At 59.0% G+C, this 12705-nt stretch carries 10 protein-coding genes; all 10 read right to left on the bottom strand.

Annotated features, from left to right (window positions below; all coding sequences use genetic code 11):
* Position 1: 1 nt before the first annotated feature.
* Positions 2-1114, bottom strand: coding sequence for an ABC transporter ATP-binding protein (locus tag ACR0NJ_RS05730; RefSeq protein ID WP_480816162.1), 1113 nt, complete (start codon positions 1112-1114; stop codon positions 2-4).
* Between the two features lie 116 nt (positions 1115-1230).
* Complete coding sequence (locus ACR0NJ_RS05725; RefSeq protein ID WP_480816161.1) at positions 1231-2355, bottom strand: extracellular solute-binding protein; 1125 nt, start codon at positions 2353-2355, stop codon at positions 1231-1233.
* A 137-nt stretch (positions 2356-2492) separates the two neighbouring features.
* Positions 2493-4463 (bottom strand): beta-galactosidase, encoded by a 1971-nt coding sequence (locus ACR0NJ_RS05720; protein WP_480816160.1) that lies wholly within the window; start codon positions 4461-4463, stop codon positions 2493-2495.
* Complete coding sequence (locus ACR0NJ_RS05715; RefSeq protein WP_480816159.1) at positions 4460-6106, bottom strand: amino acid ABC transporter permease; 1647 nt, start codon at positions 6104-6106, stop codon at positions 4460-4462. Before ACR0NJ_RS05715 ends, ACR0NJ_RS05720 begins: the two co-directional genes overlap by 4 nt.
* A 65-nt stretch (positions 6107-6171) precedes the next feature.
* A complete protein-coding gene (locus ACR0NJ_RS05710) occupies positions 6172-6921 on the bottom strand; it encodes a basic amino acid ABC transporter substrate-binding protein (protein ID WP_480816158.1) in 750 nt (249 codons plus the stop codon).
* Between the two features lie 31 nt (positions 6922-6952).
* Positions 6953-7990, bottom strand: coding sequence for a LacI family DNA-binding transcriptional regulator (locus ACR0NJ_RS05705; protein ID WP_480816157.1), 1038 nt, complete (start codon positions 7988-7990; stop codon positions 6953-6955).
* Positions 7990-8736 (bottom strand): sugar phosphate isomerase/epimerase family protein, encoded by a 747-nt coding sequence (locus ACR0NJ_RS05700; protein ID WP_480816156.1) that lies wholly within the window; start codon positions 8734-8736, stop codon positions 7990-7992. Before ACR0NJ_RS05700 ends, ACR0NJ_RS05705 begins: the two co-directional genes overlap by 1 nt.
* A gap of 71 nt (positions 8737-8807) precedes the next feature.
* Positions 8808-9887: an ABC transporter ATP-binding protein gene (locus ACR0NJ_RS05695; protein ID WP_480816155.1), complete on the bottom strand. Its 1080-nt coding sequence runs from the start codon at positions 9885-9887 to the stop codon at positions 8808-8810.
* A gap of 3 nt (positions 9888-9890) precedes the next feature.
* A complete protein-coding gene (locus ACR0NJ_RS05690) occupies positions 9891-11546 on the bottom strand; it encodes an alpha-glucosidase (RefSeq protein ID WP_480816154.1) in 1656 nt (551 codons plus the stop codon).
* 9 nt (positions 11547-11555) lie between these two features.
* Positions 11556-12704 (bottom strand): carbohydrate ABC transporter permease, encoded by a 1149-nt coding sequence (locus ACR0NJ_RS05685; RefSeq protein WP_480816153.1) that lies wholly within the window; start codon positions 12702-12704, stop codon positions 11556-11558.
* Position 12705: the final 1 nt, after the last annotated feature.

Raw genomic sequence — 12705 nt, 5'->3', positions numbered from 1 at the left:
CCTATTCCGCTGCCAGTTCACCCGCCGGAACCAGAACCGCATTGCGGGTCTCGTATTCCAGCGTGATGTTCTGGCCTGTGTGATCTTCAAACGACTGGCCAAGGTTCGGCAGGGACACCTTGATCTCTTTGCCGCCTTCCCCTTCGGTGAAGATGTTGAAGACGTTGCCCTCGAACTCCTCATGGTTTACGCGCGCGGTGACAAAATGGTCGCCGGTTGCGCCGTCCGGGGCGATGGCAAGGGCCTCGGGGCGGATGAACATCATCGCGTCGTCACCCTCTTTCATCTTGCCCTGATTTGCTGTGGAAATCCGAGCTACAAGATCGCCCGAGCGGTTGGTCTGGATCACCGCCTCATTCCCCATGACGCGTTGGACCTTGCCCCGGAAAACGTTGTTTTCCCCCACAAACGAGGCCGCGAAGGCCGTCGATGGATCGTTGTAGATGGTTTTACCGTCGGCAATCTGATCGATCACGCCTGCACGCATTACGGCGATGTTGTCCGACATGGTCAGTGCCTCACCCTGATCGTGGGTGATGTAGATGAAGGTGATGCCGACGCGCTGCTGGATTTCACGCAATTCGGTGCGCATGTGCTGACGCAGCTTCAGGTCCAGCGCTGACAGAGGTTCGTCCAGCAGCAGAACATCCGGTTCGGCGCAAAGCGCACGGGCAATGGCCACGCGCTGGCGCTGACCCCCGGACAATTCGCTGGGCAGCTTGTCGCCCTGCCCCGGCAGCGCGATCATGTCCAAAAGCTCGTCCCCGCGCTTGCGGCGTTCCGCAGCGCTGGCACCTTTGATCTCCATCGAGAAGGTGATGTTTTCCCACACCTTCATCAGTGGGAACAGCGCGAGGTTCTGGAAAATCAGCGCGGTCGGGCGCTTGTTGGGACCAATCCCCCGCATGTTGTTGCCGCCGATCAGGACGTTGCCTTCGCTGGGTTCCAGAAAGCCCGAGACCGCCCGCAGGATCGTGGTCTTGCCGCAGCCCGAGGGGCCCAGAAACGAAAAGAAATCGCCCCCGTTGATGTTGACGTTGGCATCGCGGACGGCGACGAAATCGCCGAAACGGATCCACAGGTTTTCCAGATCTACTCCGACCCCTGCACTCATGGCTGATATCTCCGTATTGGCCGGACTTAGCCGCACCACATTTGGTCCCGACCCGTCCCTGGACGCGCGGGGTTGGAACCCCCCGCATCACTGCGAGGGGCCAGATTGCAAAGCGATCAGGCGCTTTTGAACTTGTTGACGAACTCGGTCCGGGTTTCCGCATACCACGGCGCTTCGGCCGGCCACGGGTTGAGGTTGGCCAGCGAGTCGCCCGGATAGGCCTCGGCAAAGTTCTTTTTGTAGGTGTCGCCCGAATACTGGTCGGCCCCCAGAACAGGCGAGTTGTAGCCATGGCTGTCAATCGCAACACCAGCCGGTTTCGCCTGATAGGCGAAGTCGATAAAGGCGTAGACCTGATCAATATTCGCCGCACCGGTGGGCATCGAGATGCCGTCCACCCATGCCATCGCGCCTTCGACCGGAGCCTGATAGTGCACCGGTTCACCCGCAGATTTCAGCGCTAGCGGCGGGCCGTCCCAGGTTTGACCGACAATAACGCCTTCATTCAGCAGGCCGTTTTTCTGGGTGTCGGCGTCGTTCCAGATCAGTTTGATCCGGTCTTTGCGGGCAATACACCAATCGGTGATCTGGCCCCAGACCTTGCGCATCGTCTCTTCGTCACCGTAAGCGGCCCAGACCGAACCCGGGTCCATCTCGCCAGCGCGCTCCATGTAAAGACCGGCACCCAGCATCATCGAATGGGCGCGGCCCATGGTCTTGCCCGCGTTCGCTTCCGACCAGACGTCGCCGTAGGAGGGCGCGTCGCCTTCCGGCAGCCACAGGTCGGTGCGATAGGCGATGCCTTCGGTGCCCCAGATATGCGGCAGCCAGTGCGAACCGCTGCCCCCGAAATCCCAGGCGTCGGTGCCGATCTTGGCCATCGCCGGGTTCACCAGATCAATCGGCACTTTGTTCATGTCGAAGGGCTGCAACAGTTCCAGCGGCTCCCATTGCAGGGACCGGTTGTTGGTGGGCGAGACGATGTCAAAGCCCTGGCCCTTGGTGGCCTTCATCTTGTTGATGATTTCTTCGTTCGAGCCGATGCCGGTGTAGTTCACCTTGATCCCGGTGAGGGTTTCGAACTCTTGCAGGAAAGTGGGCGGCAGATAATCCGACCACATCAGGATGTTGATCTCACCCGATGAGGCCAGTGCGCTTTTGCTGTAGAGCGGCGCCGCCAGAGCAGCAGCCCCCGCGCCCTTCAGCACCGTGCGTCTGGATAGAGTTTTGGTGTCAGCCATTATTTTTCCTCCCGATATTGGACTGAGTCTTTTTGTTATTTCTTATTGATAGGACTTTCTGCGCGCGTTGGTCAGCCAAAAAGTGACAGTTGGCGAAATTCATAAGTCCAGTTTGTAGCGGGTCCTTTGAAACAGGCTTAGTCAGATGCTGCGTCCGCGTGCCAAATAGCGACGTCATGCGGGGGGAGCGGGTTTTCACCAACAAGCAATTTTTGCTGTGTGGGCAATGACACTGCGGTGTCTCCAAAGTTGAAAGCAAAGCTCAGGCTGCCGCGCCGGGTTATCCGCAGGTCGGGTCCATGATCCGCCCATTCCAGGCCGCACCAATTTAGCACGTCCTTAACAATTTCGGACAGTAACGCGCCTTGTGGCACCATCGCCAGATAGGTCGCGCGCTGTGATCGGATCACAGCCGGACTCCCGTTTCTGTACGGGCTGACGAATTGGCCGATAACGTCCTCATCGGTTTCTAGAACCTCTCTCCAGCCGGTGAAGTTCAGGCGAGCGCCGCCAGTCAGTAGTACGTCCTCCTGCGCCAGATCAGGCAAAGATTCCACACGTAGAACCCGAACTCCGGTCAGGTCCGCCAACGGCCCCGGTGCCAGATTGGAGGGCGTGTGCATATCTGGCGTCTTGCTGCCGGATCGGGCTCCGATCAGTAGCTTGGCTTTGCTGTTGCGCAACCGGGCTGCAAGCGCGTCGGTCACAATCATGCTTTGAGGCAGTGCGATCAGAGAATAAGCGCTCAATTCGTCATCGGGGCCGATGAAATCTAGATCAACCCCCATTTGTGAAAAGGTGGCATACCAGTCCCGCAAGATTTGAGCATTCGGGAAATCATCGTCATGCGGCAAGATATGGGCCGCCCAGATTGAGGGGTAATCGATCAACATAGCCACTTTGGCCCGCCCTCGCGTTGCCGGTGGCAAAACCCTGCGGTCTTTCATGATCTGCGCCAGTTCCTCCGCCGCTTGATCCGGGCTGTCATCTGATCTGAACAAGGCCGTATGATACTGTTCCTGAGCGCTTTTCGCCTGCCGCCAGCGAAAGAACATCACCGCCTGCGCCCCGTGCGCATAGGCGGCCCACGTCCACAGACGCACCATACCGTCGGCAGGCGACGGGTTCTTTTGGGCCCAGTCCACCGGTCCCGGCTGCTGCTCCAAAACCCACATCCGGCCTTTCCCCTGTGCGCGATAGAGGTCGCAGTGAAACCCTTGGTAGTCCGGCGCGCCTGTGCGTAGGTAGCGGCGTTTTTGGTCCTCGGGCAGCGTTGAACCCAACAGATTACCCAGCGAATAGCTGTCAAACCCGACGATATCCAGATCTTCGGCTGCGGCGTAGTGATCGAACTCGAAACTTCCGGCCATGAAGTTGTGGGTGATGTCGCGCCCCGGCGCATATTCGCGCAGGATCGCTGCCTGTGCTTGGTTGAACAGCCGAACCCGATCCGAGGAATAGCGCATGAAATCAAGCGCGTGGGTTGGGTTTGGCGCGGCAACGAGCCCGTTGGGCAGTTCGATCTGATCGAAGTCGGAATACACTGCACCCCAGAATACGGTTCCCCAAGTCCGGTTCAGGTATTCGATCGATCCGTACCGATCCGCAAGCCAGCGCCGGAACCCCTGCCGGGCCGCCTTGGAGTAACTAAGGACGGTGTCGTGGTCGTTGTATTCATTGTCGATCTGCCACGCATGAACATGCGGATTTTGGCCATAGCGGCGGGCATATTCGGTGGCGATCCGGCGGGCCTCGGCCAGATAGGTCTCGCTGGAAAAGCAGTAATGCCTGCGGGACCCGAAGCCGCGCACGCGCCCGTCGGGGCCGACCGGTAAAATGTCAGGGTGCGCATCGATCAGCCATTTGGGTGGTGCGGCAGTGGGGGTCGACATCATGATGCGCAACCCGGCCTGCCCCAGAATGTCGATTACCTCGTCAAGCCAGTCCCAGCGGAACGTGCCCCGTTCAGGTTCGATCAGCCCCCAGGTGAACTCGGCAATACGCACCCAATCCAGCCCCATCCCAACCATCCGCGCGGCATCCTCGCGCCATTGGGACGGGTCCCATTGTTCGGGGTAGTAGCATACGCCCAGTTCCAGCTTGCTCATCGGTGGTCCTTTGCGGTGCGACGTTCGATCCATTTCAGGAAGCTGGCACAACCCAACGTGATGACGACATATAGGATGGCCGCCGTATTGAACGGCGCGAAAGGCAGGAAGCTCGCGGCCTGAAACTCGCGCATGCGCTGGGTCATGTCGCGGACCGACAGGATCGACAGCAGCGAAGTATCCTTGATCATCGCGATGAATTCGTTGCCCAGCGGCGGAGTCACAATGCGCAATGCTTGTGGCAATACGATCAGCCGCGCAGTCTGCCAGCGTGACAGGCCTAGCGAGCTTCCGGCCTCTAGTTGCCCTTTCGGGATCGCTTCGATGCCGGAACGGAAAATCTCGGCCATGTAAGCGGAATAGCCCACCGATATCGCAATAATCCCGCGCGTCATGTTCGTCATATCAATACCCCCACCGGTGGCATCCTTGACCGCCCCGGCCAGAGGAAGGCCGATATAGAGGATGATGACCAGCATCGGGATGCCCCGAATCGTGTCCACAAAGAACTCGGCCCCGACAGCCAGCGGGTGCAAATTGTGCTGTGCCCCGCCGATGGTCAGGGTCATCAGCAAAAAACCAAAGACCGCGAAGGCAAGCGCCGGGTTGCGATAGCTGTCGGGCAGAAAGCTTGTCTGCCAAAGAATGGGATAGCCCTGTGTGTGCGCTTTGACCGGAACAAACGCGCCCGAGACGCTATCGACCGTTTCAATCTGTTCCAGCGCGCTGGCGGCATCCGTGGCGCTGCGGATGCGGTATTGTTGACCTTCGCCGCCCTCAAATTCGCCGAACCGGATGATATCCGCCTGCGCTTGCGGCGTGCCGCGCACGATTGCAATTCGCGCCTCTGTGCTACCGACCAGAACGTAATTCACCTGAGGTTGCATGAAGAAGAAGGTGGAAACCGCCAACAAGGCCAGGCTGATAGAGCCATAGACGACCGTTGTCCGCGCCTTGGGCTTGAACGATTGCAGACCCACCCAGATCAGTCCGAGAATAGCTGCGAAAATGTAAGCGAAGATCGCCGCCCGGAAGGTGATCGCGACCCCCGTGGCGAACTGCCAATGGGCCATGAACATCAGGAAGAACAGAACCGCTCCGGTCAGGAATTCAAACCCCAACCGCGCATAGTTTCGTGGCTTTGCGGGCAGCCGTCCAGAAAGCAAAGACAGGCCAACTAGGCCAGCATAAGCAAGCAGCAGAATTTGAAGCCCCTGCTGAACCTGCGCCACGACCTCGGGGAACAACACCCAGGTCTGGCTGGATCGGTCGATCAGGGTCGAAGTGTTTTCGCTGAGCGCGTGAAAGAAGACCGACTCGGCGAATGGCATCAATATCTGGGGTGCGAGGAACCCCAGAACAGTCAGCGCGATTGCCGCCGGAAGTGCCACCAGTGCCGAAAGGCGCAGCCAGAGGGGTGCCTGCACTGCGAACCGGGCGTGCCGGGCGCAGAGGTAGCCCAGAACGGCCACGATCAGGACCAGCAGGAAGCCCACAAAGATCGGCCCTGCATTGTTGCCGATCCCCAGAATGGCCACCAGCGATCGCAGGTATTTCGACGAGGTGGCGAACAGATAGATGATGAACGGGGCGGCTGCGAGCAACACGAGGTTGCTCGGGCGGATCGAACGTAGGCGAGACATGGAGTTCTCCGCTGGGCTGTGGCTCCGGCGGTGCGAACCGCCGGGCCTGAGAGGATGCTACAGGGTCACTCAGTGCTCCAGTATTTGCCGACCAGCGCGTCCAGCGTGCCGTCTTCCTTGATCGCCGCCAACCCTTCATTGATGGCGTCAACAGTCGCGTCGCCTTCCTGGAAGACGATACCCAGCGGGTCAGATTGCAGGCCGGTGATGCCAACGGTCAGCTCGCCTGCAAACTCCTGTTCATAGGCCGAAGCCGAGGTGCCATCGATGATCACACCCTGCACATCTGCGTTCTGAAGAGCGAGAATCGCGGCTGAGAAGTTGTCATACAGGCTAACGTTCTCGCGCCCGACCAGATCCTCGGCCAGTTGCGCATTGGTGGTGCCAGTCTGAGCCGCCAATTTTTGACCGCCAGCCTTGAAATCGTCCAGCGTCATGTCGGCATTATCAACCTGCAGCAGGACGGCCTGGCTGACGACGATATAGGGCTCGGAAAAATCCATCGTCTCTTCCCGCTCGGGCGTGATCGACACGCCTGAAATCACAAGGTCGAACTCACCCTGTTGCAGGGCCGCAAAGATACCGTCCCATGCGGTGTTGACGAAGTTCGGTACGCAATTGACCTTGGCGCAGATCGCATTCATCACGTCGACATCAAAACCGACAATCTCACCCGTCGCCTCATCGACCGTTTCCATCGGCGGATAGGTGGCATCGGTTCCGATCTTGAGCACGCGCCCCTCCAGATCGGCAGCAAATGCGGCCGGGGCGGTGAGTGCGGCCAGAGTTGCGGCGGCTAGCAGTTTCTTGAACATGTCCGGTTACTCCTGTGTTGGATCACTTGGTTCACGCCGATGTCGGCGCGGGTTTGTCAGGTTGCCGCTCGATAAAGGTGGCCCTGATCTTTTTCTGGGTCTCGGACGGGTCGGCCCCGTCCAGAGATTTCAGCATGAATTCCCCCAGCAGGCGACTGGTTTCGCCAATTGGTACGTAATAGGTGCTGGGTGGAGGGACAAAATACTGGCTGAGCCGTAGGTCGTCAGTGGAAATCACGACCACATCGCGCCCGACCTGAATACCGGACTTGGCCGCAGTCGACAGGGCGCCCAGCGTCATCGCCTCGTTGGCGCAGATGATGGCGGTGGGACGGTCGGGCAATTGCATCAGGGCGTCGAATGCCCGCTTTCCGCTCTGCGCCGTGGTCGGGCCGTTGAATACCAGAGCCGGGTCGAATGCCACTCCGCTAGCGGCCAGCGCATTAGAATATCCCTGCTGCCGTTGCGCGGCATAAACCAGATCGATCGGAGGATTGACCATAGCAATGCGTCGATGGCCAAGCCGCAGCAACCGGGCCGTGGCCTCCTGTGCGGCGGCCTGACTGTCGAAATCGACGAACGCGTGCGGGATGTCGCTGTCGCTCATGCCATAGGTTACAAAGGGAAAGTCCTGTTCCTGCAGGTAGGAAATGCGAGGATCGTTGTGCCGAGTGCCCGAGAATATGACGCCGTCGGCAAGTCCTTCCTGAACAATGCTGCGCAGGCTCTCCATCGCATTTTGAAGACTGGCCACGCTGAAAACGCTCAGATCATACCGCGAGCCCTGCAGGGCGGCGGCAATCCCGGCAAGAATTTGAGTGAACTCCACCCCCTCCCATTCCTCGGACGCGCCCGCCGAGACACCAACCAGCACGGCAATCCGGTAGGATTTGTTGGTGCGCAATTTGAGCCCGTCGAGATTTACCCGGTAGCCCAGACGGGTCGCCACCTTTTGAATGTCCTCGCGTGTCTCAGCTTTGACCGTTTTCGAGCCGCGCAAGGCGTTCGAAACCGTGCCGACGGAATAGCCTGTTAGTTTGGCGATCGATTTGATCGTAGGCCGCGCCATCAAGCGACCCCTTCCAACTGTTCCATCAGGAACTGCCGACCCTTTTTCAGCGTTTGTTTAGGGTCCGACGAGTCATCATGTTCCACAAACAGGTCAATGCAAAGGGTGGCGCGCAGCGACCTGAGAACGGCAGTCCAATCCACAACCCCATCCCCCGGATCGCGCCAACGCGCGTCTCCATGGTCTGCCGGGTTCACGTCTTTAGCGTGGACGGACAGGATGCGGTCGCCATATCGCCGGATAAGGCGCGCAGGGTTCAGCCCCGCGGCGACCAGCCAGCCGATGTCAGGCTGCCAGTAGATTTTGGGTTGCGACAGGATCAGGTCTAGCGGCGTTTCCTCTGTATCGCCCAACACATCGAAATCGTGATTGTGATAGGCCAGTTTCACACCCTGCTGGGACAGGCGGTTCGCCCATTCGGATAACTGGCCCGACACTGCTATCCATCCCTTTGCAGTGTCGGGCCGCGCCTCGGGCGCCAGCCAAGGCATGACGGCCACTGGGCATTCCAGAAGGCGCAGAACTTCTAATACTTCGGGAAACCGATCTTTGAACTCTTCCCAGTCAAAATGGGCCGATCGAACGCGCAGGCCGGATTGCCTTACGATACCTGCCATCTCTGGCGCAGAAAGTTCGTGCAAGCCTGTTGTTTCAACATCGGTAAAGCCGCAGGCCACCGCCAGCTGCAACTGATCGCTTAGATCACCGCAGTGCCGGACTGTATAAAGCTGCGCTGAAACCCGCATTTCCCACCTTTGAAACGTTTCAATTATGGTGAAACAGGCAGGCCTGCGTTGTCAAGCGCCGTGAGCTGGCACTAGCGCATGGACATTCCGTTATGGAACAAATGCACTTTTTCTGGGGTGGCTGTGACCGAAACACTCTGCCCGCGCAGGTTTCGCTGCACGCCGGGCAATTTCGCGATGACCTGATCCGCGCCGCCTGTCTTGGCGAAATACAACAGAGTGACTTCGCCCAGTGCTTCGGTGAAATCTACCTCGCCCGTCAGAATTGCGTTGCTGTTGGTCATCACGAAATCTTCGGGCCGAACGCCGATATTGACCTGTTTGCCTTCATCCGCAGCGGTCGTCGGAATTGTCGAAACGGCGACTCCCCCCGCGTCCAGCGCGACGGTTGTTGTCGCCCCTGTCCCGGTAATCTTGCCGGGCAGCAGGTTCATCGCAGGCGAGCCGATGAATTGCGCGACGAATTCGTTATCAGGCGTCTCGTACAGTTCCAGTGGCGTTCCGACCTGCGCGATGCCTTTGTTGGCCAGAACCACGATGCGGCTGGCCAGCGTCATCGCCTCGACCTGATCATGGGTGACGTAGATCATCGTGCTGTCGGGCATCGCCTCTTTCAGCCGCGCGATTTCGATCCGGGTGGCGACGCGCAGGGCTGCATCGAGGTTCGAGAGTGGTTCGTCAAACAGATAGACCTTGGGGTCGCGCACAATTGCCCGCCCGATGGCGACGCGCTGGCGCTGTCCGCCGGACAGGGCTTTGGGCAGACGGTCTAGGAACGGATCAAGCTGCAGGATACGCGCGGTGCGGTCGACGGCGGCGTCAATTTCAGCCGTAGGCAATTTGGCGATTTTCAGCGCAAAGGCCATGTTCTCGCGCACCGTCATGTGTGGATACAGCGCGTAAGACTGGAACACCATCGCAATGCCGCGTTGGGCGGGTGGCACGTCATTCATGACCTGCCCTTCGATCTCAAGCGTGCCGCCGGTGATCTTTTCAAGCCCTGCAATCATCCGTAACAACGTGGATTTGCCACAGCCCGAGGGGCCGACAAACACGATCAGTTCGCCTTGTTCGATGTCCAGATCGATATGTTTCAGGACATCAACCGGCCCATAAGACTTGGCCACATCCGTAAGTTTGAGTTCCGACATGGCTTATCCCTCGTCTTTGACCATCAGGCAGAACTGTGCCGCGTTCAGCGCCACCTCACCCTGACCTTCTACCCCGCCCAGATCCTGACCGATGGAACGCCAGTTGCCGGTGGGCAAAGCTACCTCGCCCGGCTCAGAGCCGAGGTTGAAGGCGCAGAAAATCTGTTCAGCCGCATCTGTGCGCAGAAATGTCAGCGCGGGTCCTGATTGGGTCATCTCCGTTTGCGTACCAGAGGCCAATGCGGGGTGCGCGTGGCGCAGCGCAATGGCCCGGCGATAGTGATGCAACATTGACTGCGGATCATGCTCCATCCGGTCAACGGCCCGTTCTGCTTGCGGTGAACTGACAGGCAACCATGGAGAGCCGGTGCTGAACCCGGATTGCTCATCCTGCGCGGCCCAAACCATCGGGGTTCGGCAGCCATCGCGGCCTTTGTACTCGGGCCAGAATTCGATGCCATAGGGGTCCTGCAACTGCTCATAGGGCACGTCTGCCTCGGGCAGACCCAGTTCTTCACCCTGATACAGGCAAGCCGACCCGCGCAGGCACATCATCAGGACCGCGTGCTGACGAATGGCGGCCTCATCCAAATTCCAGCGCGAGCTATGGCGCTGCACGTCATGGTTCGAAAACGCCCAGCAGGGCCAGGCATCGCCCGCTTTGTCTTCAAGCTGATCGAAGACATGCTTGGTGTAAGTCGCCGTCAGTGCGCGCTTTTCGAGGAATTCGAACGCGTAGCACATATGCATCCGCTTATCGCCGGTGGTGTATTCGCCCATGATCTCAAGCCCGCGTTGGGCGTCGCCAATCTCACCTAAACAGGCGCGGCCTTCGTATTCGTCGGTCAGGGCGCGCAGCCGTTCCAGGAACGCGAGGTTTTCGGGCTGGCTTTTGGAATACAGGTGATCCTGATGGTTATACGGGTTTACCTGCGGCGCGATCGAGGCGTTGCGCTGATCCAGCGGCAGCGCGGGATTGTCACGCAACTGTTTGTCGTGGAAATAGAAGTTGATCGTATCCAGGCGGAAGCCATCTACGCCCATATCCAGCCAAAAACGTGCCACGTCCAGCAATGCGTCCTGCACATCCTGGCAATGGAAATTCAGGTCCGGTTGTGAGGTCAGGAAATTGTGCAGGTAATATTGCTGGCGGCGCGAATCCCATTGCCACGCCGGGCCACCAAATATCGAAAGCCAATTATTCGGCGGCGTGCCATCCGGTTTCGGATCGGCCCAGACATACCAGTCGGATTTCCCATTGTCCCGGCTGGCGCGACTTTCACTAAACCACGGGTGCTGGTCGGACGTGTGCGACAGCACGAGGTCGATCATCACCTTCAGACCCAGAGCATGCGCCTGATCCAGCAATTCCCGGAAATCGCTCAGAGTACCAAACATCGGATCAACGTCGCGGTAATCGCTGACGTCATAGCCGAAATCCTTCATCGGAGATTTGAAGAATGGCGAAATCCAGATCGCATCGACGCCCAGCGAAGCGATATAGCCGAGACGCTGAGTGATCCCCCTCAGGTCCCCGATCCCGTCGCCATTGCTGTCCTGAAAGCTGCGCGGGTAGATCTGATAGATCACCCCGCCGCGCCACCATTCCGAGGCGGCTTTGGTTGCATGGGAAAGCTCTACGGTGTTCTGCACGTTCATCAGACGCCTCTATTTGACGGACCCGGCAAGCAGGCCGCGGACCAGATATTTTTGCATTGCGAAGAATACGACCAGCGGCACAGCAATCGACACGAAGGCCGCGGTGGCAAGGATTTCCCAGTTGCCGCCACGCGTACCCAGCAGTTCGACGATCCGGTTGGTCATGACCGTGGTCTGGCCTGTCGCATCGATCAGGAACACCTTGGCAACCAGCAGGTCATTCCATGTCCAGAGGAACTGGAAGATTGCAAAGGACGCCAGCGCCGGAAAGCTCAGCGGCAGGATCAGTTTGGTGAAGATCTGGAACTCGGTCGCACCATCCACCCGCGCGTTTTCGATCAGATCACGCGGCAGTCCGGCCATGTAGTTGCGCAGCAAGTAGATCGCCAACGGCATTCCGAATCCGGTATGGGCCAGCCAGACGCCCAGATAACCTTTGCCGATGCCGATATTCAGGTGGAACTTCAGCAGCGGGATCAACGCCAGTTGCAGTGGCACCACCAGCAAGCCGACCACCGCAGCGATCAAAAGCGCGCGGCCCGGAAAATCCATCCATGCCAACGCATAAGCGGCGAACGCGGCAACGAGGATCGGAATGATCGTCGCGGGAATCGTCACGGTCAGCGTGTTGAAAAAGGCCTTGCCCATGCTGTCGGTACTGCTCTGGTCCAGTAGAACCTTTTGGTAGTTTCCGAAGGTGAACTCGGGTGGCAGTTCGGCGGTCACAAAAATACGCGCGCCGCGATTGCCGCTGAACTCTTCGGTGTTCTCCATGCGGTAGTTGCCCTCGGCATCCACAGTGATGGTGCCGCCCCGGCGCAGCTCGGCAATGTCTCCGGGTACATAAGCGTCAACGTCGCGCGAGCTGATACCCCAACGCGAGATCACGGCCTGCTGGTCACCGTCGAACAGCTGTCCTTCGATCACGTAGACGCCGTTTTCCAGCACCTGCGTTTCGGGCGCAGCACTACGCAGGGTCAGGTTCTGTTCGGACGGGAACAGAGACCGCCACCAACCACTGCCCGAAATCTGATCCGCCGTCCGGAAGGACGAGATCAAAAGCCCCAGCGTCGGAATGATCCACAATACGACCAGAAAAACGACCGAGGCATGGACGACCCAGCGCAGCGCCGGTTTGGTTCCTGCAATATCGCTCATC

The organism is Ruegeria sp. F11 (assembly GCF_056533855.1).
The sequence above is the reverse complement of the archived record's forward strand: the minus strand, read 5'-3'. Positions and strand labels throughout refer to the sequence as shown.